The organism is Nostoc sp. 'Peltigera membranacea cyanobiont' 213 (assembly GCF_002245975.1).
Classification (GTDB): Bacteria; Cyanobacteriota; Cyanobacteriia; order Cyanobacteriales; family Nostocaceae; genus Nostoc.
Genome location: NZ_NOLI01000083.1, coordinates 1 through 24,719 on the forward strand (window position 1 = coordinate 1; position 24,719 = coordinate 24,719).

The 24,719-nt window shown below is 41.0% G+C and carries 12 protein-coding genes; 7 read left to right on the forward strand and 5 right to left on the reverse strand.

Features of this window, described 5'->3' with window-relative positions:
- Positions 1 to 37: 37 nt before the first annotated feature.
- Positions 38 to 763 (reverse strand): pyridoxine 5'-phosphate synthase, encoded by a 726-nt coding sequence (locus CDG77_RS21070; protein WP_094331279.1) that lies wholly within the window; start codon positions 761 to 763, stop codon positions 38 to 40.
- A 191-nt stretch (positions 764 to 954) separates the two neighbouring features.
- Here CDG77_RS21070 and CDG77_RS21075 point away from each other — a divergent pair, with 191 nt between their 5' ends.
- The 3 genes from CDG77_RS21075 (at position 955) to CDG77_RS21085 (ending at position 9,574) form a co-directional block, all read left to right on the forward strand.
- Positions 955 to 6,837 carry a trifunctional serine/threonine-protein kinase/ATP-binding protein/sensor histidine kinase gene (locus CDG77_RS21075; protein ID WP_094331280.1) on the forward strand — a complete coding sequence of 1,961 codons (5,883 nt, stop codon included), beginning with the start codon at positions 955 to 957 and terminating at the stop codon, positions 6,835 to 6,837.
- A 104-nt stretch (positions 6,838 to 6,941) separates the two neighbouring features.
- On the forward strand, positions 6,942 to 8,783 hold the full coding sequence (locus CDG77_RS21080) for a sensor histidine kinase (protein WP_094331281.1): 1,842 nt from the start codon (positions 6,942 to 6,944) through the stop codon (positions 8,781 to 8,783).
- 152 nt (positions 8,784 to 8,935) lie between these two features.
- Positions 8,936 to 9,574, forward strand: a complete 639-nt coding sequence (locus tag CDG77_RS21085; RefSeq protein WP_094331282.1) for a Uma2 family endonuclease — start codon at positions 8,936 to 8,938, stop codon at positions 9,572 to 9,574.
- Between the two features lie 16 nt (positions 9,575 to 9,590).
- Here the strand turns inward: CDG77_RS21085 and CDG77_RS21090 are convergent, their stop codons facing one another.
- The 3 genes from CDG77_RS21090 to CDG77_RS21100 all read right to left on the reverse strand — a co-directional run bounded on the left by CDG77_RS21090 (position 9,591) and on the right by CDG77_RS21100 (position 15,600).
- A complete protein-coding gene (locus tag CDG77_RS21090; RefSeq protein ID WP_094331283.1) occupies positions 9,591 to 11,087 on the reverse strand; it encodes an aldehyde dehydrogenase family protein in 1,497 nt (498 codons plus the stop codon).
- Positions 11,088 to 11,319: 232 nt separating this feature from the next.
- Entirely contained in the window at positions 11,320 to 12,042 is a 723-nt protein-coding gene (locus tag CDG77_RS21095; RefSeq protein ID WP_094331284.1) for a cyclase family protein, read from the reverse strand.
- Positions 12,043 to 12,306: 264 nt separating this feature from the next.
- Complete coding sequence (locus CDG77_RS21100) at positions 12,307 to 15,600, reverse strand: PAS domain S-box protein (RefSeq protein WP_223269904.1); 3,294 nt, start codon at positions 15,598 to 15,600, stop codon at positions 12,307 to 12,309.
- 893 nt (positions 15,601 to 16,493) lie between these two features.
- Here CDG77_RS21100 and CDG77_RS21105 point away from each other — a divergent pair.
- The 4 genes from CDG77_RS21105 to CDG77_RS21120 all read left to right on the forward strand — a co-directional run bounded on the left by CDG77_RS21105 (position 16,494) and on the right by CDG77_RS21120 (position 24,297).
- The gene (locus tag CDG77_RS21105) at positions 16,494 to 19,031 is read left to right on the forward strand and encodes a proteasome protein (protein WP_094331285.1); all 2,538 of its coding nucleotides are present in this window, start codon (positions 16,494 to 16,496) and stop codon (positions 19,029 to 19,031) included.
- A gap of 55 nt (positions 19,032 to 19,086) precedes the next feature.
- Positions 19,087 to 19,896 carry an Rpn family recombination-promoting nuclease/putative transposase gene (locus CDG77_RS21110; RefSeq protein WP_094331286.1) on the forward strand — a complete coding sequence of 270 codons (810 nt, stop codon included), beginning with the start codon at positions 19,087 to 19,089 and terminating at the stop codon, positions 19,894 to 19,896.
- A gap of 198 nt (positions 19,897 to 20,094) precedes the next feature.
- Complete coding sequence (locus CDG77_RS21115) at positions 20,095 to 23,067, forward strand: molecular chaperone (RefSeq protein ID WP_223269905.1); 2,973 nt, start codon at positions 20,095 to 20,097, stop codon at positions 23,065 to 23,067.
- Between the two features lie 138 nt (positions 23,068 to 23,205).
- On the forward strand, positions 23,206 to 24,297 hold the full coding sequence (locus CDG77_RS21120) for a hypothetical protein (RefSeq protein ID WP_094331287.1): 1,092 nt from the start codon (positions 23,206 to 23,208) through the stop codon (positions 24,295 to 24,297).
- Between the two features lie 87 nt (positions 24,298 to 24,384).
- On the opposite strand, the gene CDG77_RS21125 is transcribed toward CDG77_RS21120, so the two are convergent.
- Positions 24,385 to 24,564 carry a high light inducible protein gene (locus CDG77_RS21125; protein WP_094331288.1) on the reverse strand — a complete coding sequence of 60 codons (180 nt, stop codon included), beginning with the start codon at positions 24,562 to 24,564 and terminating at the stop codon, positions 24,385 to 24,387.
- Between the last annotated feature and the right edge of the window lie 155 nt (positions 24,565 to 24,719).

Consider the following 24,719-nt stretch of genomic DNA (forward strand, 5'->3'; position numbering starts at 1 on the left):
CTAATAACCTAATGCCCAATGCCCAATGTCCAATTCCCTATGCCCCATTCCCTGTTATAGCTTGCCTCATCTCGCGGACTGCCCTTTCTATACCTACTAATGCTGCCCGACTGATGATGGTATGACCAATGTTCAGTTCTTCCATGCCTGGAAGCGCAGCCACCGGATAGACGTTCCAGTAGGTGAGTCCATGACCAGCGTTGACTCGCAATCCAGCTTGAATCGCTTGTTCGCAACCTTTAGCTAATATGGCTAATTCTCGGTGGCGATTTGTTTCATCTTTAGCTTCAGCATATTGTCCGGTGTGCAATTCGATAAACTGTGCCCGCACCTTGACAGATGCTTCAATTTGTGCTAGTTCGGCATCGATAAATAAACTAACTGGAATGTTAGCGCTTTGCAATTTATCGACTATTTCACCTATTCTAGCAATTTGGAGGGCAATATCTAGTCCGCCTTCTGTTGTGACTTCTTCGCGTTTTTCGGGAACTAAGGTAACGTAATCTGGTTTGATATCGAGAGCGATCGCTAGCATTTCATCTGTTGCGGCCATTTCTAAATTAAGATGCGATCGCACTGTTTGCCGCAATATCCGCACATCCCGATCTTGGATATGCCGCCGATCTTCGCGCAGATGCACCGTAATTCCATCAGCACCGGCTAATTCTGCCAGTACCGCCGCCGCTACGGGGTCTGGTTCCACCGTCCGCCGCGCTTGCCGGATGGTGGCGATGTGGTCAATGTTAACGCCAAGTGTAGGCACCCCAAATTTCTCCCAAATCCACAGTCCTCAGAACTTGATTCTACCGGAAATTGGGGGAGTTTTGCTGGAGAAGCTCAAGACAGATTACACACGTGGAATGCGATTACAGAAAAGAAAACTGAGTTAGCAAAAGCAGGTTTTTGGGCACACTACTTTAAATAAATAGCTGATTTAACAAGGGTTGATGAAGTATGACTAGAGCAGTTGAGCCGATGGACAAGCTTTTGAACTATCGAATTAGCGAACAACTTTATGCAGGTTCTAGAACCTTAGTTTACCGTGCAATTCGAGAGACCGATCTAACTCCAGTCGTAATTAAACTGCTCCAACAGGAGTATCCCAGCTTCAACGAACTGCTGCTATTTCGTAATCAGTACACAATCGCTAAAAATATTGACATACCTGGCATTGTTCGTCCCTACAGCCTGGAACCTTACCGCAACAGCTATGCTTTGGTGATGGAAGATTTTGGCGGTATTTCCCTCAGAGATTGGATAAACGGAAAAATGGGGGGTAAGCAATCTAGTTTGACAGAGTTCTTAGAAATTGCGATCGCTCTGAGCGATATTCTTGACGGACTCTATCGCCATCGGATTATCCACAAAGACATCAAGCCTGCCAACATCCTCATCAACCCGGAAACTCAGCAGGTCAAGTTGATTGACTTTAGCATTGCCTCTCTTTTACCCAAAGAAACCCTGGAAGTTCACAGTCCTAATGTCTTAGAAGGGACTCTTGCCTACCTTTCCCCAGAACAAACCGGGCGAATGAATCGCGGAATTGACTATCGCAGTGATTACTATTCTCTCGGCGTTACCTTCTATGAATTGCTGGCTGGACATTTACCCTTTCAGTCTAATGAGCCGATGGAGTTGGTTCACTGTCATATTGCCAAGCTTCCAGAAGAATTAGGAGGCAGGGGGGAAGAAGATATTCCCCAAGTTCTTTGTGACATTGTGATGAGATTGATGGCGAAAAACGCTGAAGACCGCTATCAGAGTGCATTAGGGTTGAAATTTGATTTAGAAAAATGTTTGTCTCAATTACAAGAAACTGGAGAGATTAAATCCTTTCAATTAGGAGAGCGGGATATTTGCGATCGCTTCATCATCCCAGAAAAGCTCTACGGTCGCCAAGCCGAAGTTGAAGGCTTGCTGGATGCCTTTGAGAGAGTCAGTCAGGGAAGCACCGAAGTTATGTTGGTAGCAGGCTTCTCTGGTATTGGCAAAACTGCTGTGGTTAATGAAGTCCACAAGCCAATTGTGCGACAACGGGGTTACTTTATTAAAGGTAAATTTGACCAATTCGGGCGCGATATCCCTTTCTCTGCCTTTGTGCAAGCCTTTCGAGACTTAATCAGGCAAATGCTCAGTGAAACTGACGCTCAATTTGAGCAGTGGAAGTGCAAAATTCTCTCTGCTTTGGGTGAGAACGGACAAGTGATGATTGAGGTGATTCCAGAACTGGAAAGTATGATTGGTAAACAGCCTCCTGCACCGGAACTCTCTGGAAGTGCGGCACAAAATCGCTTCAATTTGCTGTTTTTGAAATTCACTCAAGTCTTCGCTGCACTAGAACATCCATTAGCGATTTTTATTGACGATCTGCAATGGGCAGATTCTGCTTCTTTAAAGTTAATCCACTTGTTAATGAGCGAAGCTGACATTGGCTATCTACTATTAATTGGTGCTTATCGAGATAATGAAGTCAACCCAGTACATCCCCTAATGCTGACTTTGGAGGAGATTGGGAAATTGGGCGCTACAGTCAATACGATTACCTTAACCCCTCTCGATCAAACATCAGTTAATCATTTGATTGCAGATACATTGAGTTGCTCCCTAGCATTAGCCACACCGTTAACAGAGTTGGTATTGAGCAAAACTAAAGGTAATCCTTTCTTCAGCACCCAGTTTCTGAAAGCGTTACATCAAGACCAACTAATTACATTTAATTTTGATGGTGGTTATTGGGAATGTGATATTGCTCAAGTGCGAGCGATCGCTCTTACCGATGATGTCGTAGAATTCATGGCAATTCAACTTCAAAAGTTATCACCAGAAACTCAAGAAGTTTTGAAATTAGCGGCTTGTGTGGGAAACCAATTTGATTTAGCAGCATTATCAATCTTCCATGAAAAATCCCAGGTAGAAACAGCCGCAGACTTTTGGAAAGCTGTACAGGATGGGTTAATTATCCCTACCAATGAAGTCTACAAGTTTTATCAGGATGAGTCATTGGTCATTAGTCATTTGCAAAGGAAAAATGACAAGGGACAAATGACAGTTTACAAATTTCTCCATGACCGCGTACAGCAAGCTGCCTATTCTCTGATTCCTGAATCTCAAAGAAAAGCTACTCATTTAAAAATTGGGCAATTACTCTTAAAAAATACATCGCCAGAACTAATCGAAGCTAGCATCTTTGATATTGTTAATCAGTTAAATGAGGGAATTGATATAATTCATGAACAATCACAAAAAAATGAACTAGCTCAACTTAATCTAATTGCTGGAAAAAAAGCTAAAGCTTCAACTGCTTATAGAGCCTCGGTAAAATATTTCACATTAGGACGAAAATTGCTTGCGGAAGAAAGTTGGCAAAATAACTATCAACTAATATTTAATTTAGTTCGAGAATCTGCTGAATGTGAATATTTAACTGGAGATTTCAACCAAGCAGAGGCGTTATTTAACCTAGGATTAAATCATAGCCGAGATAAATTTGAAAAGGCAAACATTTATGGTATTCAGATGTACCTAAAAATGACTCAGGGCGAAAATCTCGAAGCTGGCATTAAAGCTGGGCTGAAAGGTTTAAGCATCATGGGGATGAATTTACCTGTTACTTTTGAAGAACAGCAAACTGCGATCGCAACTGAATTTAAAGAATTAAAAGTTAAACTGCAAACGGTTCGGACAGCAGATTTATTCGATTTGCCGAAGATGACAGTTCCAGAGAAGAAAGTCTGCATGAGTCTTTTAGCTGACCTTTGGGGAGTAGCTTATATGGGAGGAGATCAAAACCTTAGTTGTTTGGCTCCTTTATTAATGATCGGTTTATCCTTGACTTATGGCAATGCCGAAAGTTCTGGTTTTGCTTATTGTCTATATGGAATGAGTTTAGCAAATCAAGGTAGTTATCAAACCGCCTATGAGTTTGGTAAATTGGCAATAAAACTCGATCGTCACTTCAATAGCAGCCAATTTATTTTTAAGACCAATAATATCTTTGCCCACACGATTAATCCCTATAGTCAGCATTTAAAAACTAATTTACAGTTTTCTCAAAAATCATTCCAAGTCTGTCAAGAAACTGGAAATTTAGTGTTTGGTGTTTGGGCAGTTTCGTTTCTAATTTGGGCAATGTTAATTAAGGGCGATCGCCTATCAGATGTTTACGCAGAAACGGAAAAATATCTCAGCTATGTCCAACAGGTAAATGATGCCAATATGCTGTATGCGTTTACTTTACAGAGGCAGTTTTTATTGAATCTGCAAGATATATCTCAAAACACCGATTTATTAGACGATCGCAATGGCGAAGATATTCCCTATATAGAAGTGTGGAGACAAAAGAATAACTTCGAGCATGGAATTAATTGGTACTGCTTTCTTAAAATCCAATTGTCTTACCTTTATGGTCGCTATGAAGATGCCATTCAATCGGCACAAGAAGCTGAGAAAACTCTTGGCTGTAACTCTGGTTTCTTCCCAATTATTCAGTATCATTTCTATTTTCCGCTTAGTTTGTTAGCCATCTATCCCAATGCAACATTAGAGAAGAAAAAGCAGTATTGGGACACAATCCAAGAACATCAACAAATCCAAAAAAACTGGGCGGATAATTGCCCACAAAACTTTCTCCATCGATATCTCTTGTTGTCTGCGGAAATGGCAAGAGTTTCTAACAATTATATAGATGCAATTGAGTTATACGATCGCGCCATTACTAAAGCCAAAGAAAACGAATACCTCAACGAACAAGCTCTTGCTAACGAACTCGCAGCCAAGTTTTATTTAGAGTGGGGAAAAGAACGCATTGCCCAAGAGTATTTGATTAATGCTTACTATGGTTATACTTGCTGGGGTGCTAAAGCCAAAGTCGATGATTTAGAACACCGTTATCCACAACTTCTAACCCCAATTTTACAACAGAGGCGATTGCTACTCACGCCCGATGAAACATTTGCAAATATTGACACCATTGCTACCTTGCACCCAAGCATTAATAAATCAGTAACATCTAGCAGCAATACGTCAGTAATGCTAGATTTGGCAACAGTTCTTAAAGCATCTCAAACTCTCTCCAGTGAAATTGAACTGGATAAATTACTTACAAAGCTGCTGCAAGTGGTGATTGAAAATGCTGGAGCCGATAAGTGTGCGTTACTACTGCTTAAAGAAGGTAGATTGGTCGTTGAGGCCACTGCTCAAGTTGGGCAACAATCAACGGTGTTACAGTCCATTTTTGTGGAAGATAGTACAGACGTTCCCCATAGCCTAATTTACGCCGTTAAACGCACCCTGCAACCTACCGTTATCCTTGATACAACATTCCATCCAATGCCGATCGCCGATCCTTACATCATTCGTCAGCAACCCAAAAGCTTGCTGTGTACGCCGATTCTGCATCAAGGTAAACTGTTAGGGATTTTGTATTTAGAAAACAATCTAATTACTGGGGCGTTTAGCAGCGATCGCGTCGAAATTCTCAATTTGTTATGCACTCAAGCCGCAATCTCCCTAGAAAATGCCCGACTTTATCAGCAAGCACAAGATACTTTAGAAAATCTGGGACAGACGGAACAATTCTTGCGCTTAATTATCGATAATATCCCCCAGTCTGTTTTTTGGAAAGACCGCAATAGTGTTTATTTAGGCTGTAACCATAACTTTACTCAAACTTGGGGTCTAGGAGTGCCAAAAAATGTTATTGGTAAAACAGACTACGATCTTCCCTGGGCTAGTAAGCAATCAGATTTTTTTGTAGCACGCGATCGCCGCATCATGGAGTCTGGGGAAGCGGAACTCAACATTATCGAAACCGTGCAGCAAGTAGACGGAAAACAAAAATGGTCGAATACAAATAAAATTCCCTTAAAAGATAGAGAAGGAAACATTTTTGGTATTCTTAGCACGTCTGAAGACATCACCGAACGCCATGAAGCACAACAATTGCTGCAACAGCAAAAGCAACAATTAGAACAAGCTTTGCAAGAACTCCAAACAATGCAATTGCAATTGGTGCAGGGTGAAAAAATGTCTGCTCTTGGTAATTTAGTTGCAGGTGTTGCCCATGAAATAAATAATCCTATTGGCTTCATTGCTGGCAACTTAGAACCAGCTAAAGATTATGTCAAAGACTTGTTTGGACTAGTTAATCTTTATCAAGAAAAGTTTCCCAATCCTGGCTCAGATATTCAAGATGAAATTGATGCCATCGACCTGAATTATTTACGCGAAGATTTACCTAAATTGCTGGACTCGATGAAATTGGGTGTTAGCCGTATTCGGAGCATCAGCACCAGTTTGCGAACCTTCTCCAGAGCAGATAAAGATTATAAAGTTCCCTTTGATATTCACGAAGGCATTGATAGCACTATTCTGATTCTCAGACACCGTTTAAAAGCTAATGAAAACCGTCCGGCAATTGATGTAGTGAAGAATTATGGCAAACTACCCCTAGTGGAATGCTTTGCTGGACAACTTAATCAGGTGTTTATGAACTTGTTAGCAAATGCTATTGATGCACTTGAACAATACAATATAGAGCGGAGTTTGGAAGCCATTCTAGCTAACCCCAATTGCATCACCATTCAAACCCGTGTAGCAAACTCAGGTCAGCACATTTTGATTAAGATTGCTGATAACGGAGTGGGAATGTCACCGCAGGTCAAGGAACGAGTATTCGATCATTTATTCACCACCAAACCTGTAGGAAAAGGCACTGGATTGGGATTAGCGATCGCTCGGCAAATTGTAGTAGAAGGACATGGCGGTTCACTCTCCTGCACTTCAGAAGTTGGACTGGGTACAGAGTTTGTCATTCAAATCTCTACTCAACAACAATAAAGAATGCTGTTAGCGGTAGCGAGGCATTTAGCCTGTGCTGAGTAATTTCTACTTTACTCAGCACTTTTACTTTTTAAATTTTAACTTGGAGTAAAGCGACGAAAATGTTTAAATTACGCAAACGTTGGTTGAAATGGCGATCGCGTAATTTCATATTACTATCAATTTTGGTAATTCTGTCCCTTAGTATTAGCGTCACCGCAATCATTAGTTACAACATTATCAAAGGGCTATTGCTCAATAGTCTGAAGCAGCAAGTGCTGTTAAAAACACAACAAGGTCAAAATGAGATTGATAACTGGTTAGCCATTCGGAAGACAGAAATTAAAACTCTGGCAAATTCTGCTGTAGTGCGATCGCTAGATTGGTCTGTGATGGAACCTTATTTACAATCTGAGGTGAAGCGGATGCAAACATTTTTGCTCATCGCGTTCGCCACACCAGATGGTGCATTGATTAATACTCAAGGAGGACGGCCAAATGTTAAAGATCGAGAATTTTTTCAGCGCAGTATGGCAGGTGAAACAGTAGCCGCCGATCCGATTGTTGGGCGCACAAGCAATCAGTTGCAGATTCAGATTAGTTCCCCAATTCTCGGCAAAACAGGCACAAAACCAGCAGGTGTGTTCATGGGAGGAATTGAGATTAAGCGGGTGGTTGAGGCGATCGGCAATTTACATCAAGGTGAGGGTAGCTATGCCTTTGCACTAAATTCTCAAGGAGTTCCCATAGCTCATCCCGACATTCGACTGATTGGCACACCGGAAAAAGCTGCTGAGAGTTTTCTCAATTCACCTAATCTCCAGTTGGCAAAAATCACTCAAAAGATGGTAGCTAAACACACCAATATTGAATTGGCTCAACTGGATGGAAAATGGAATTATGTTGCTTATACTCCTCTGAAAGAAGCAAATTGGTCAGTCGCTCTAGTTGTACCACAAGAAAATATTGAATCACCATTGCAGGCGTTGAACCTGTTAGCTACGGTTCTGGGAGGATTGCTCGTAGTTGGGTTAATCGGTGGATGGCGACAGGTGCAACTATACGAACAAATTCGCGATCGCGCCTTGATTTCTAGCCAGCAGGCGCAACAACTCAGTGAAACGCTGAAAGAATTGCAAAACACCCAAGCTCAACTAATCCAAACTGAAAAAATGTCTAGCCTGGGCCAACTAGTGGCTGGAGTGGCACACGAAATCAATAATCCCGCCAATTTTATTCATGCCAATCTCAACCATGCCAGTCAATACAGCCAAGACATTCTCGATTTGCTAAAGCTTTACGAACAAGCCTACCCAAATCCTACACCAGAAATTAGCGATCGCTCCCAAGAGCTTGATATTGAGTTTCTCGCAGAAGATTTACCTAAACTAATGGCATCGATGCAAGTGGGAACCAAACGTATCCGTCAAATTGTGCTGTCGCTGCGTAATTTTTCCCGCCTTGATGAAGCAGACATGAAGTTTGTAGACATTAATGAAGGATTAGACAACACTCTGATGATTCTGAATCATCGCCTGACAGCCACGCCTAATCAATCAGAAATTCAAATCGTTAAGAAGTACGGTGATTTACCTCTAGTAGAATGCTATGCAGGGCAACTCAATCAGGTGTTTATGAATGTTCTAGCCAATGCGATCGATGCTATAGAAGAGTCATTAGTAAAGAATCAAAGACAAATTTGTATTCGGACTGAACTCAGTGATGATAAGCAAGTGATAATTCAGATTTATGACAACGGAGTTGGTATGTCAGAAGAGGTAAAGCAACGAGTATTTGACTATATGTTTACTACGAAACCTGTGGGCAAAGGCATCGGATTAGGAATGGCGATCGCTTATCAAATTATCGTAGACAAACATGCAGGAAGTATTGAAGTTGATTCAACCCCAGGACGTGGCACACAGTTTACTATCCGTATTCCTTTAAAGAGTAAAAATTCCTAAAAACATTGAAACGGTCAAAGATTATACTAGCGATTTTTTGGTTAATTTCTACCCTCATGCTTAGAGCGATATACTTTAATAAAGTAATAAAGTTGATTTGTAGATTTAATCTGCTAGATGTAACAGCTAATACATAAACTCTCTGAGGTGATATGCTTTTAAAACTACAACAAATTATCGTTAAACCTGGTCAACAAATGTTACTCCAAGATATTAGTTGGCAGCAGTTAGAAAATATTTTAGAAGAAATGGGAGAAAGGCGTGCTGCCCGGATTTCTTATAGTCATGGCTGGTTAGAAATTATGGTTCCCCTACCAGAACACGAAAAAGATAAAGAACTTATTGGTGATTTAGTCAAAGTCTTGTTAGAAATACTCCAAATTGATTTTGAACCTTTTGGTTCTACGACACTTAAAAATGAGCGAATGCGGCAAGCAGTAGAACCAGATACCAGTTTTTATATTCAAAATCAAGCTGCTATTATTGGTAAAAATCGCATAGATTTAACTATAGACCCACCACCAGATTTAGCAATCGAAATTGATATTACTTCTCGAACTCGATTTGAGAATTATGAACTTTTGGGAGTTCCTGAACTTTGGCGATATACACAACAAAGTTTAGAAATTTCTTTGCTAAAAGAAGGGAAATATATAACATCTGAATCTAGTCCTAATTTTCCTGGTATCCCAATTGTTGAATTAGTGAATGAATATGTTCAGCAGTGTTTAACAATTGGGAGAAGTCAAGCTATGCGTAATTTTCGAGATTGGGTGAAGAATAATTTATAATCGCTGTATTACAAAATTAACTGCGGTTATCTATCTGAGCGCGTTGCAAACTTCCAGAAAAGTCAACATAAACACTTTTCCATTCTGTGAAAACATCCAAGGCAGTAGTTCCGGCTTCGCGGTGTCCGTTACCAGTTTGTTTCACCCCACCAAAGGGCAAATGTACTTCTGCACCAATAGTAGGGCCGTTAATATAAGTGATACCTGCTTCGATGTCGCGCATGGCAGTAAAAGCCCGATTGATATCGCGGGTGTAAACTGAAGAAGAAAGTCCGTAATTGCTATCGTTGAGAATTGCGATCGCTTCCTCAAAAGAACTAACCTCAATTAATGCCACCACTGGCCCAAATATCTCTTCACGGGCAACCCGCATATCGGGAGTTACATCATCCAAAATAGTTGGCTGAAAAAAGTAACCATTTTTCAATTCGCCTTCACTAGCAATTTCTCCACCAATTAAAACCTTTGCTCCTTCCTCACGGGCGATATCCAAATACTTGCTTACCTGTTTAAGTTGCTTTTCATTGACAATCGGGCCAATATCTGTATTAGTGTCATTGCCAGCACCCAAGCGTAACTTACTAGTACGCTCGTAAAGCATGGTGGTAAATTTTTCTTTAATATCACGATGCAAAATCAGGCGACTAGTAGCCGTACACCGTTGACCGGTTGTTCCAAATGCTCCCCACACTGCGCCATCTAAGGCGAGTTCCAAATCGGCATCTTCCATCACCACTTGGGCATTTTTACCACCCATTTCTAGACAGACGCGCTTGTGAGTGCGTCCGCAAGTAGCACCAACAAAAGCACCCGTTTCTGAAGAACCAGTAAACGATACCAAATCTACGTTGGGATGCTCAACCAAAGCTTTCCCCGCTTCTTCTCCTACACCATGCACCAAGTTAATTACTCCTAGTGGTAAACCTGCTTGTTGGAAAATTTCAATTAATTTAGTTGCACAAGCAGAGGTATCTTCAGCAGGTTTGAGGATGACTGTATTACCACACACCAAAGCAGGCATAGCTTTCCAGCAAGGAATTGCTACAGGAAAATTCCAGGGAGTAATTAAGGCACAAACTCCGATGGGCATTCGCACAGTCATGGCGAATTTATTAGACATTTCTGATGGTGTGGTTTGTCCAAATAGTCGCCGTCCTTCGCCAGCAGTGTAAAAGGCACAGTCGATACCTTCTTGCACATCTCCCCTAGCTTCTGTCAGAGGTTTACCCATCTCTCGACTGATTAACTGGGCAAGTTCTTCTTTATGCTGGAGTAATATTTCGCCGACGCGAAAGATGTATTCTGCCCTCGCTGGGGCCGGGACTGTACGCCAACTCCGGTAGGCTTTACGGGCGGCGGCTACTGCTGTATCTACATCATTAACTTGGGAACGAGGAAATGTGGCAACGATTTCGGTTTTGTTTGCAGGGTTACGACTTTCTAAAGTTGCTTCCCCTACAGCACTCAACCATTGACCATCGATGTAATTGCGGCAAGATAGCGGAGTTGTCATATTGAAAATACCTGGATGTACTAATACAACTTCTGTATGAAGAACGAACCGCATAGACGCAAAGGACACAAAGAAAGAAATAAAAAGCCAAAAAAATTTGGCAAGACTCTGCGTACCTTTGCGTTTACTTTGCGTTCCTCTGCGTTTAAAAACGTTACCAATTTTATATAAAGCTGTACTAAGTTTGCTTGCTTTCTAGGTTATCCTCAAGTTTAGAAAATTGGTATAAAAATTAAGGCACTAACGCCAAGACACCCACAGGAGAACCAGAACCACCGCGCAACCTGAGAATTCCGATCGCTAGAGTAGTACCTTTAGGTGGTAACTGATCCAAATTGGTGAGATTTTCTAAAACAATACGCGGTTTTTCCAATACCAGACGATTAGTAGCAAAAGTGTTATCCTGTCCGGGATCTACACCATGAGTATCAATTCCTAATCCAGCGATTTGCCGTTCCTTCAGTAAGAATTGAGTCGCATCGCTACCAAACCCTGGAAAATGGGCAATACCCTGAGCATCATGATTTAGGAACGCACTTTTATCAAACCACTTTTTTTGCCAACCTGTATTCAGTATAACTACGCACCCTTTAGGAATCTCACCATATTCTTCTTCCCAAGCCATAACATCAGCAACAGTCAGGGCATAATCAGAATTTATGGCTGTGGCTTGGCGAATATCTATAACCACCGCAGGTACTACCAGAGATTGGGCGGGGTATTGGTCAATTCCCATACTATAGCTATGAAAGCTATTAGGGGCGTTGATATGGGTAGCGCTATGTTCCCCCAAGGCGAAACCTCGGAGATAATAGCCATCATTATTCAGTTCAGCCACAGTTTCAAATTCTACTGTGGGATCTCCCGGCCACTGGGGAATATCTATGTCAATTACATGACTTAGATGGATAACTCGTGTGTAGGTGATACTATTTTGACCTTGGGGTTGTATCATCCCAGCCTTCTTACTTATATTCAGGGATTTTTTTTAAGGTGCTATCGCCTGAGTTGGGCTATGCCGACGCAAAGATAGTACTACCATTACAACGTTTTTCAATCAATTGAACTGTAATATTTCCAGTCCTAACTCCCTATACTAGTACAAATAATCCCCCCAACTCCTGTAAACTTTAGGTTTTTGGGGGGTTAAAATGTTGCAGCAAAAAGTGAATTAATCTTAGTTAACAACCAATAGGTTAACTTTTGGATTAAGAAAAGATTAAAGTTTTATCGATGTTGAAGATTGCCCATGTAGTGGAATCATAATGACAAACTCCGCACCTTCTCCTGGTGCTGAAATACACTGGATTTGTCCGCCGTGTTTTTGTACGACAATTTGGTAGCTAATTGACAACCCCATACCCGTGCCTTTACCCACGGCTTTTGTAGTAAAGAAGGGATCAAATAAGCGTTTACGTACTTCCTCAGTCATGCCTGGGCCATTGTCGGCAAAGCTAATGATTACACGGTCTTCTTGGATGAAGGTACGAATGCGAATTTGGGGAGAAGTCATTTGTTTAGAGTTGTTTACTAATGACAAATGACTAATGACAAATGACTCCTCTAAAACATCGATCGCATTTGCCAACAAATTCATAAACACCTGATTCATCTCTCCAGGCTGACAGACTACTGGTGGTAGGTTGCCATAGTCTCGGATTACTTGGATTTCGGGATGTCCCGGTTTGGATTTCAGGCGATTTTGCAACAGCAGTAAGGTGCTGTTAATACCTTCATGAATATCTACTGCTTTCGTACCGTCTTCATCAAGGCGAGAAAAATTGCGTAAAGATAGGACTATCTGCCGAATGCGTTCGGCTCCCATGTTCATAGAATCCAGAATTTTGGGCAAATCTTGCTTGAGAAAGTCTAAATCAATGGTGTCAATTTGTTCGTGAATCTTTGGTGTTGCTGGGCAGTAACTCTGTTGATAAAGTTCTACCAAGTGCAACAAATCTTTAGTATATTGACGGGCGTGGCTAATATTGCCGTAAATAAAATTGACGGGATTATTGATTTCGTGGGCAATACCTGCAACCAATTGTCCTAAACTGGACATTTTTTCAGTTTGAATCAGTTGCGCTTGGGTTTGTTGAAGTTCTAGTAATGCAGTTTCTAGCTGCTGGGCTTTGTCTTGGGCAGTTTGGGCCGTGATGCGACTTTGGGTGTAGAGTTTAGCTTGGTCAATGGCGATCGCTAATTGAACTGTAACTGCTTGTAGTAAATCTACTTCGTTGTCTAGCCAAGGCCGGAAGCCCTGATAAGAACCACAACTAAATGCACCTATTTCGCCAGATTGGGTGTGTACGGGTAGCGACATAAAGGCAGTGAAACCAAACTTCTGCAAAAATAGCTGGGCAGTGCCATTACCCACAGTCTCAATATCATTAATGCGGATGATTTCTTTATTCAAGGTTTTGGCGGCGATGAGTTCGATTTCTGCATTAGTTGCTTCTCGATCGTTAAGCAGACAGCCTAAAGAGGAACTTTTTGCTTCGTATACTTTCTCCCAGTAGGGAACCTCAGTATCTTGTCGATACCAAAAGAAGGCGCAGCGATCGATCTGGAATAAGTTACGGATCTCCTGCACTGCGGTTTCTACAATGTAATTGAGATCCAAGGAAGCTCGAATCTGGTTAGAAAGACGATTAAGTAATGCTTCCCGTTGGACGCTTTCTCTGAGTGCGACTTCTGCTTGTTTGCGCTTGATGCCAATGGCAATCTCCTGGGCAGCGAATTCTAGGGCTTTAAAAGTTGATTCTGTCACCATTTGGCGGCAAAACATGGCTATTACCCCTACAGTTTCATCTTCAACAACCAGGGGATAGCCAGCAAAGGCAACCATACCCTCTCGCTTTGCCCATTCTTTGTTACCCACGCGGGGATCTGTCTGCACAGAGTTTGTCTGATGAGGTTTGCCTTCTTCGGCAATTAAACCAATTTTGAATTGACCTACTGGCACATATCTATGGGGCCCATTAATGTGGGTATATATCCCAGAACTGACTTGCAACTCCAATACATTTGTTTTTTTGTTCAGCGTCCAGATGCGAGCAAAGGCTGCATCAAGATGTTCAACTAAAGCGTCAGTGCAACGGCGCATCATATTTTGTAAGCTGTCACTCTGAGTCAGGGCCGCGTCTACCTCGGCACGAAAATTTGCTAAACGCGCCCGTTCTGCTAGAGCTTCTTCTGCTTGTTTGCGATCGGTGATGTCATGGCAAATGCCAACGAAGTTTAGAATATTACCATTAACATCTCTAATAGCAGATGAGTTGCTTGTATGCCATCGCCAAGTACCATCTTTGTGTTCTATCCGGTATTCAATTGCGTCTTGCTTTTGGGTTGTTGTCGCAATTTTTTGGAAATAATCTACACAGATATGTACATCGTCAGGATGTATGAAGGGAATAAAGGATTTGCCTTCAACTTCTGCAACCTCATGCCCAAAAATTTGAGTCCAGTTAGGAGAAACATAGGAAAATATTCCCTCAAGGCTCAGGGCAAAAATAACGTTATTGGCATTTTCAATAATGGTGCGAAACTTGGCATCGCTTTCTACTAGTGCTGCTTGTACTTTGTCGCTGGTGTCGCGGATAAGAACTATGATTTGCTGGTCTGGTAACGGCAATAACCTAGCTTCAAAATTATTATTTCCTTGTAGGAGCGGTAAAGTATATTCAAAACTGACTGAAGATTCAGTTGCAAGGACTTGAGTTATTGCTTGCTGGAAGCGATCGCGAACAACATCTGGTAGGCATTCTCGCAAACTCAAACCCTGACAATCTTCTGTTGTCATATACGAATTATCTATTTTTCCTGGCTTGTAGTCCAGAATATTTCCATCAGCATCAATACGAAAGTACAAATCAGGAAGCACTTGCAAAATTGCTGTAAATTCTGATGTTTTTTGGCGTAACTGTGCTTCAACTAGTTGGCGTTTTGCTGTTTCGGCTTGTAGTTGCTTTTGGGCTTTTGTTAATTCTGCCGCCTGTTTTTGTTCTGTTAATTTGCGTAGACAACGAGATGGATTTGTAGATGCCGAGCAGTTCTCTCTCAGGCTAGGTTGCACTTCTGTTACATCCACACAGTAACCGATGTAACCGACAAAGCTGCCATCTACTGCAAATCGTGGCGCAGCTGTATCTAAAATCCAGCGATATTCGCCATCAGCCCGACGCAGGCGATATTGCCTCTGAAAGGAATCATCCGTAGTAAATGCTTTTAAGTATATATTATTACATCGTAGTCTATCTTCTGGATGGACGCTAGAAGCCCAGATATTGCTTATCTCTTGTCCTCGCGCCGATGCAGACGCGCCTGTTTTTAGATGGGTTCCAGTAAATTCCAACCAATTTGAATTTAAGTAACAATAAAGTGCATTGCATCCAGCCATCCAAATCATCAGAGGAGCAGTATCCGCCTGTCGGCAAAATACTTTTTCATCCTGTGGTATTTCTTCCTCTTCGACTATGATTTGGTTAATGTAGCTCTGCACCTTTTTAGAAAACACTTTTGCCTGCCTGCACTGCCTAAATTATTAAGGTAAGATGTCGGAAAATAGAATTTGTTAATAAAGGGATATCATCTTCATTGCGGTCTGTTATTTATCTTAATACTTTATTTATTTTTATATCTGCAATAATTACTTTTCTCTTGTAAATAAAATTAAAAAATGCTGAAGTTATGATTAAGATTAACTTCATACTATTCGTTAAAATTAAACTATTCATCTATCAGGAAATTATTCGGCTATGTTTATTCTTAAAATTACCTTTAAATTCATCTGAGCTATATAATCACATTGGACAAAACCTTATTTAGCTTCACAAAAACTATATGACTTGCCATGACGCGATTACATCTTTATCAGAAATTCACAATAATCAGTAATTTCATATCAAATAAATATTGATTTTTTATCAAGAAGAATTCAGCATGAATTAAAGTCCTGGCTACTATCAGTCACGGCTATAAAAACAAAACCCATCTCCGTGGGTTTGAAATTTTTGATATTTCATATTTTCCGGGTAAGTAAACTTTGCTTGTGTAGTAGCAAATTATATTTACCTAATGTTTTTCATAAATCCTCTTAGAATGATTAGTCTAACAATTCAATGCCCACATCTATACTAACTAAGCTGTTCTGAACTTGTGGGTGTATAAAAACCTACTTTAATTATTCGGATTTCTGTTAGCGGTAGTGGGGCTTTAGCCCATTCTGACTTCTGAATTCCTTTTCAACTTTCCCTGAAAAACCCGATTTTTCAAAATGCTTCATCCTAAAATCGCAAATTAAATGAGAGAGATGCTAAATGTGATATCAACAGGTTGCAACAATGGCTAGCCTTCGCATTTTATATGTTATAAAGCTCACAGAAATTAATGTTAGGCGGGAACTACTTTATGGAACCAGATAAACTAGGCCGTTTTAAGGAGTACGGCGAATTCATCCTCCGAAAGATAGATTCTGTGCCCCAGCACCCTTCAAAACAAGAAGATTGGGTTCCAGCTAGTCTTGATGACTGTCTCCTGCATCTGCGGTCAGCTGCCCAGAAAACTGTAGACCTTGCAACTTCACCTGTCAAAATTGGGGTGATGGGGGAATTCAGTAGTGGAAAAACTTTACTTTTAGGCAGTCTAATTGGATATGCAGATGCTTTACCAGTCAGTGAAAACCCCACTACAGGTAATGTTACCGCAATACATATCATTCCGCAAGACGACTTTGCAACTACTCAATTAAGTAATTTTACTGTAGAGTATCTTTCTCACGAAGGGGTACATGAGTGTCTACGCTTCATGCTAGGGGAAGCCCATAAACGCACGACAGCAGCAGGGCTTCCTCCGATACCAGTATCAAAACTTAACTCTGGCAAAGATATTATTGGTTGGTGTGAGGAAGCTTGGAATAGTAGTAACAATTTAGAGCTACGTTATTTACTGCGGGAGTTGGTATTATTCCTCCGAGCTTATCAAGCTTATGGGGAAGTTATGTGTGGTGGGCACTACCAGATTGATGCTACTACCGCCCGTGAGGGGCTACAACTGGTTGAACAGCCAATGGCAATCCAAAGTCTGAAATTTGAGGATTTACCGCCAGCGCATATCCGATTGCCGAGTCCACCCCAGAGGCTACCAACAAAGTTATTGCAGAATAGCTTTCCACTCATCCGCCGTGTAGATATCGATGTGAAAATCTCACGGGAAATTTGGGATTTTAATGGTGCTGCTAAATTTATTCTGATCGACTTTCCGGGATTGGGGGCTGCTAATTCGGGGGCTAGGGATACCTTTTTGTCGCTGCGAGAATTAGCAGAAGTACAAACAATTTTGGTATTGCTCAATGGTAAATCTCCCGGTAGCGATCGCGCCAACAAAATTTTCACCATGATGCAGCAGCAGCGACCGGGACAAGACCTGAAAGATTTGATTCTCGTCGGTGTAGGTCGCTTCGATCAACTGCCTTTAGATAGTGAAGGTGGCGAAAGAGAACTCGACCAACTGATTGAAGATAGTTCACATTTAAAAGAGGAAAGCGTTTTCCAAAAACTCAAAGTTCTGCAAACTACTATTGACGGCGCAGAAGCCTTTACAACCCAAAAAGACCGGATCGTTTTACTGTCGCCATTGTTGGGATTGGCTGAATTAGCAAAACGTTCTAGTACAGTCAAAGCCGGCTCACCAGATTTTTTGGCTAACTTAGATTATCCTGATTACCTAGATCGGTCTAAACGCCTACAAGATAAATGGGAGTTATTAAGCGAACGGCTATTAGACACCGATCCCCGCAGTAATTTAGGCAAACAGCTAGGTTACTTTGGTCAAGATGGCGGACTTAGTAAGCTGCGGGAATTGATTCAAACTCACGTAGCAACTCACGGTTTGAAGCAATTATATGAAGATACTCGCAGAGCATCTGATGTAGTGAGTCAGCAACAAGACCACTTGAAAGACATCATAGATGAAATTCACGAGCAAGGTATCCCCACAGGAGACAGCCCCGCCTTTCTTGAGTTGCGCTATGTAGTCGAAAGCTTGGATAAAATCTACAGGAATTTTCAAAAAGATTTGGGGACGGAACCACTTAAAGATCGGCGCGGTGTTGTCGTCAGCGATGTAGTTAAAGACGAACTCACTTTTAGAATCCTCAATTGGAACCAGTGGACTTTACTCTTCAACAAAGCCAACAATGGAGCGATCGCTCTGGCGGAATCTAAAGGTGCAGCCGGGAAATTATTCGATCGGGGAAATCGTGTAAATACTTCCCTACCAACCAAGAGTGATGATTTTTATCCAGTATTTGAAAAAACCGTTCAGGAAGTAGAAGATTTTGCCCGCGATCGCATCCATCAAGCAGTGGTAGATTTGTTAAACCAATTGTCAAATTATGTAGCCCCAGAACGCGAACAATTACAGGCATTTTTCCATCCAGATATGGAACAAGAAATTGAAGAGAAATTTGGTTTTGAAGATGCCGATCTCTTTTACAAATTATTACTCGGATGCGATCCTAACGAATGGAAGGAAGCAATTATTTCGGAAATCGGTAGTAAAGATAAAAGCGTTGCACCTGAAACCATATTTCCGTTAGCGCGTCAAGACGAGAAACACAACGTTGGTCAAATCTTTGACTGGGCACCAGAAAAAAGTCAGGGTTTATCTAGGTCGAGCAATCACCAACTTTTAGTACTGCGACTGCGAGATGAAATTACTGCTAGCGCTAGTCTCCATCTTGTGCAGTATGTTAGCGAAGTTAATCAGCAAATTAATTCGGAACTAGAAGGTATTTTGGATCAAATTATTCCTAGTTTGCAAAACCTTTCAAAAAAAGAAACTTTGCTGAGATATTTGGCGGCTGGGGACTTACCACCAGAGGTAGCAATTCCTACTTGGTTACAGATTCTTTCAGAAATTGCTTCTGTTTCTTACTTAGATGTGTGAGATGAGCTAACTCAGAAAATAACTGATTGCGATCGGGTGATATGAGGATATTTTTGTGAGACGTGATGCGATTTTTTATACAATTTTCAAGCGTGTCCCTGGGTTGCTATTCGAGTTAGTAGAACAGCCTCCAGCCGAAGCTGCTAGCTATCGCTTTGAATCAGTTGAAGTTAAAGAACCAACATTTCGGATTGATGGCGTATTTTTGCCTCCACCTGATGCAACATCTCAGACGATCTTTTTTGCTGAGGTACAATTCCAAAAGGATGAGTTATTGTACCATCGGTTTTTCTCCGAATCGATGTTGTATATGTATCGGAACCCATCGCTTTATGATGACTGGTATGGGGTGATTATTTTACAGTCTCGCAGCTTGGAACCTGAAAAAACCACTATTCACAGATCGTTACTGAACAGTTCACAAGTACAAAAAATTTATTTGGATGAGTTAGGTACTCCTGATGAGCAAAAAGTAGGTATCAGTTTGATGCAGTTGACTATTGCCTCAGAGACTCAAATGGTGCAAGACGCGAAACGTTTAATTGAGAGGGTGCAACAAGAACAGATAACTGTTTTAGCGAAGAAAGAGATAATAGATGTAATCACAACAATTGCTGTTTATAAATTTTCAAACTTAAGTCGTGAAGAGGTAGAGGCAATGTTAGGAGTTAAGTTAGAAGAAACGAGGGTTTATCAAGAAGCTAAACAAGAGGGACGACAAGAAGGACGAGAAGAACTAAAACTTGAACTTGTACCTCAGCTATTAGCTAGTGGTATGTCGATGGAAAACGTTGCCCAATTACTGAATTTAACCATTGAACAAGTAAGACTTGCAAATGAGCAAGAATCTTCAAGATCAACTTAGGAACTACCGCCAATTTTCATAGCGTAGCCCAATCTATGCATCGCGCCAGATAAAAAAGCCAGTGCTAAAGAGAATCAGTGGTACAAGACCTACGATTAAAATTCTTCACCACAAAGATTCTCTAAATTTGTCATTTTTATGATAAAAAACCATAGTTTTTAGCTAGCTATAAAACAAACAACAGAAAGTGATATTGTAATGAACCCTTTCCAACTCAACAAATATAGCGATCGAGAACCAGAAAAACAACAAAAAAGATTTCCGGGATGGTTTGCTTTAGATTTTGGTACGTCGAATTCCACAGTTACACTCTTCGATCCAATTGAAGTACCGATCGCAGAAATTCTCCCCAAAGAGCAAGAAATGCGGTTGCGCGATCGCTTATCAGAATGGCTAAGTTCCCCCGCTTCAGTGGCTTTACCAGATGTCAGCGATGACGATTGGGCAAAATTCATCACAGAAATTAGCAAAAATCTGGAGATAGATCCAAGAAAGTTGAGTGAAGTATTTGAAAGTGACAATAAAGAGCGCTTTTTAGAAGCAATTCGCCAAATTGAGCTTTCTTTAGGAAACAGTGAGAGATTCCGCCGGGCTGTCAGCAAAAAACTTTACCAAATCTATCATGAGGTATTCCGCGTTCCTACCCTAGAGTCGCAAAATTTGATCCCAGTTGTGCTGGATATCGATCGCCGCGATACGGAAATTCCCAGCGAATTGGAAATTTCGCAGCTAGGGGACTTAAAACTGCGGATGGGCAGGGAAGCTAGAGATAACCGCAAAAAAGCGATCGCTCAAGGTACAAGTAGTTCTTTAAAGGAAATTATCAGCAGATTTCACCATTCACCCAAACGTTATTTTGGTCAGGAGCGATCGTTTTCAATTATTGTAGATGGTGAAGAAGAAATGATTACTGCTAACCAACTAATTCAATCTGCTTGGGCGCATTTAATCGAGTTAACTGAAGATTATCGCCAACGCGCCCAACGCAGGTTTTCAGAAGGGACTTTTTTAACAGCAGTTGTTACTTACCCCACTGTCGCCCCACCAGTTGTTCGCAAGGAAGTTAAGGAATTTGTTGAGCAATTGGGAATCGATGATGTTCAAACTGCTTATGATGAAGCTGTTTCTGTGGCAATATTCTTTTTATGGCGAGAATTTGGCGGTAATCTTAATATTGGCATCGAATCATTCAAAACTCGTTGCCGTCAAGCAGGAAATAAATGGTCACAAAATGTCCTCGTTTTAGATATTGGTGGGGGAACCACAGATTTAGCTTTAATTGAACTGACTTTAGAAGATAAAACCCCTACTTTTGCCGATTATGAAGACCGAGGTTTAGGAGGACGTTACTATAAACTTACTCCCAAACTATTAGGTTCATCCGGTCATTTACAGTTAGGTGGTGAGTTAATTACGCTGCGGATTTTTAGATTATTAAAAGTTGCGATCGCAGACTTTTTATTGACAGCAGTAACGACAGGCGATCTTGAAAGCGAAAAGCTAGAAGATTTAATTAGCTCTGAATTAAACGAGCGCTTTTTAGAACAAGGCAAATTCAAAAGTGGCAGTCTTTTAAAATGTCTAGATAAGGAGAATCCAGAAGGCGATATTGCTTACAAAGATGCCCTAGATACTGCCGAGAAAGTATTACCTACTCGTTGGCAACAATCACCCCAACGCCTGCAATCCTTTTATATCCTTTGGGATTATGCAGAAGCCGCTAAACTTAAACTTGGGCAAAAAGCGCCAACAGATAATTCTCTATTAACCTTCACACTTTCTGAACAACAAATTTCCGAACTGCTCAACCAAAGCGCCGTTAAATTGCAAGTCAAAGATCCAAATAACATCTGTGTTACTTTAGATAATCGGCAATTTGAACGAGCCGCCGTTTCAGGAATTAAAGAAGCGATCGGTATTGCTAAAGGATTGATGGAAAGTCGCTTGCGTCCCGACGATCTCACCAAAGATTCTTGGAATTCTCAAAAAGTTGATTGGTTAATTCTATCTGGCAAAACTTGTAATTTAGACATAGTACAGCGCCAAATCTATCAAGAATTTAGTAAATCTCCATATTTTGTGTGGAATCCAGAACGAATTACATTTGTGTTGGAATTTACCAAATTAGCCACCTCCGCAGGTGCTTGCTATGCCGAGAAATTGCGAAGATTAAGATTCGATCCAGAAGAGTCTAAAAGCTTACTGCGTAAGGGAGCTAACCAACTAGAAATTGATGTTAAAAACCTATTTTATTATTTACCTTGCAACTTCAAACGTAAAACTCAAAGTAACGATTTACTAACTATATTCAAAGCTGGACAAGAACTCTATCAACTCGCACATTGGGAAACTGTCGCTAAGGTTCGTACTGCATGGCAAGGAATCCAATTAACTAATATTATTTACCGTCAAGACTACGAAGATGGAGATTTACGACTCTGGGGTAGCTTCGACGGCAAAAATCTCATGAATAAACTGGGAATGCAAGAAGCAGAGTTTCTGAAAAAAATAAAAGTCCAGTTTGAAATTGACCAAACCCTTGAATTTAATGTATTGCTTTGTCAGGGAAACCCCCATTATTTAATTGATATTCCCGGCATTGAGTTGGAATCGGTTATTTCAGAAACATCGCCGCTATTTGCTGATGGTAAATTGAACTGGAATATTGCTGTTGAACGTTTCAATAAAGATTTAAACGATGGTGATATTGCCGTCAATGTTCTTGAGTCTGCAACTGTCGATCAACCAGATGCCTATCATCTTGTATTTGAAGTAGGAAATGATGGTAGTAAATTGTTCCAAAAATTTCACTATTTACGCGATGGTGTGACAGAACCAGGAATTGGATTAATTAGTAATCCTTTACCTCCATTCCCGCAAACTGGCCAGCACACGTTCTATATTTATCAAACAGATGCGGAAACCAACAGCAAAAAATGGATAAGAATTGGCGCACTTAGTAAACCAGATGTGACAACAGATTATCCTTGCCAATATCGGGTAACTCTTGACAATCAAGGTATTTTACGGATGCACGCTGGCGAAGTCCCTTATTGGACATCAAACAGTCAAGAATGCTTAAAAGAAGAGGGATGCGTTTATATTGCTGAATTAGAATTGCAGCCCAATGAAGTTGATAAAGAACGCGATCCATTTTGCGGCATACATTAACTCTTGCATTAAACCTCTGCGTTCCTTTGCGTTTACTCCGCGCCCCTTTGCGTTTAAAAATATTAATTTTTTCAACGCAGAGGAACGCAAAGTTTTGCCAAATTTAATTCGCTAAAAAAATATTTGGAGGTGATATTTATGCAGCACTTGCGTCAATTATTAGAGATAGAAAACTCAGAGTTAGCCCAGTTACTGCGGTTTAGTTTGTATGGACTAGAGGCTACTTTAAATCAGGCTCGCACAGAATTTCCACTAGATCCAGGATCTAAAATATGCGATGAAGTGCTGCAAGAACTTCATAACCTATTGCAACCTGCACCCCTACAGCCAGATATTGGTTGGGAAGATCCGCCAGATGATTTAAAACTAAATCACCTGCGAGAAGCTTTCGATTCTGACTCAGAACTTAATTATTATCTGGGTAATTCCCAACTGCAAAGCACAACGGATTCTGATTTGTGGAATGAGATTCAACGCAAGCTGCTGCGAGTACCAGAAGATTTGGCTGCAACTTGGCGATCGCGCACTTTAGATTTAGCTCAAGAAGTTGGTGCGATCGCAGATCATTCTAACCTCTATCAACTTCCCTTTATCCGAGACGAAATTATCTACCCTGGACTTAGTGGTACTGTTCAAACTCAGGGATTGACTTTGTATCAACAAGCACTTTCAAATTCTAAAATTCCCCAAGGTAATGTCTCTGATTTACCAGCAGCATTCCTATTTTTATACATGAATTTTATCGAAATAGATCCAGATTTACATCATGCTTTAAAGAGCGTTTTTAGCTTCGATGTCATTTCCTTGCACTCCAAAACAGAACAACGCGATCAATATATTGATGCTTTAAGCGATCGCTTCCAACGCACCCAAAAAGCTGAAAAAAACACCGATCCCCTATCAATTCTCCGTGCTTGGATTGACATGGATGAAGCAATACATTCCCTAGTATTCGTACCACCGGCTGAACGCTATTCTTGGTGGGGAAAGCTACAACATGAATCACGGCGCATTTTGAAGAAAGTCGCTGATGAAGCTATTAATGCAGGTAATGAAGTGCGAATTCGCCAATTATCGGGACTTTATGCGGATATCTGTGCTTCATCCAAGGATGACTTACAACTAGACTGTGGTGGTATTCCTGGCGAAGTCTTAACTTGTCTGCGAGTATATGCGCGAATTAATCAAGAAGAATCTCCAGGTCGTGTAATATTTCGCTCATCACGCTAAGAGAATTTCCCCATAAAGGAAAGGCAGACGATTTTACAAATCGCTGCCTTACCTAATCATCTAATGAAGGTGTAAAAACGTTTAAATCTAAAGGATGCCCCAGAAGTGTAAAATCCCTTGGCCAGAAAACACTTCAAGCGCAACAGCAGATAGAAAACCAATCATTGCAAAACGACCGTTCCAGTTTTCGCTCTGAGGAGTAAAGCCCCAGCGCAAAGCATTAGGATCTTCTGGAATCGAACCCGTAGTCTTCTTAACGTCTGCCATAAATAATACTCCGAGCTTTTATGTTGTAACAGTTATAACTGCCTGTAAAGTAATGTAACAGATTTTTACAAGATTGCAACATAAAATCAAGGCAAAATTCAGTTAGTGAATATATATTACAAAAACTGCCTACGGCGGCAAGCTACGTGCCAAAC

Coding starts and splice junctions, on each gene's coding strand:
- CDG77_RS21075 (WP_094331280.1), top strand. CDS start 955: ATGACTAGAGCAGTTGAGCCGATGGACAAGCTTTTGAACTATCGAATT.
- CDG77_RS21080 (WP_094331281.1), top strand. CDS start 6,942: ATGTTTAAATTACGCAAACGTTGGTTGAAATGGCGATCGCGTAATTTC.
- CDG77_RS21105 (WP_094331285.1), top strand. CDS start 16,494: ATGGAACCAGATAAACTAGGCCGTTTTAAGGAGTACGGCGAATTCATC.
- CDG77_RS21095 (WP_094331284.1), bottom strand. CDS start 12,042: ATGATACAACCCCAAGGTCAAAATAGTATCACCTACACACGAGTTATC.
- CDG77_RS21120 (WP_094331287.1), top strand. CDS start 23,206: ATGCAGCACTTGCGTCAATTATTAGAGATAGAAAACTCAGAGTTAGCC.
- CDG77_RS21090 (WP_094331283.1), bottom strand. CDS start 11,087: ATGACAACTCCGCTATCTTGCCGCAATTACATCGATGGTCAATGGTTG.
- CDG77_RS21085 (WP_094331282.1), top strand. CDS start 8,936: ATGCTTTTAAAACTACAACAAATTATCGTTAAACCTGGTCAACAAATG.
- CDG77_RS21125 (WP_094331288.1), bottom strand. CDS start 24,564: ATGGCAGACGTTAAGAAGACTACGGGTTCGATTCCAGAAGATCCTAAT.
- CDG77_RS21115 (WP_223269905.1), top strand. CDS start 20,095: ATGAACCCTTTCCAACTCAACAAATATAGCGATCGAGAACCAGAAAAA.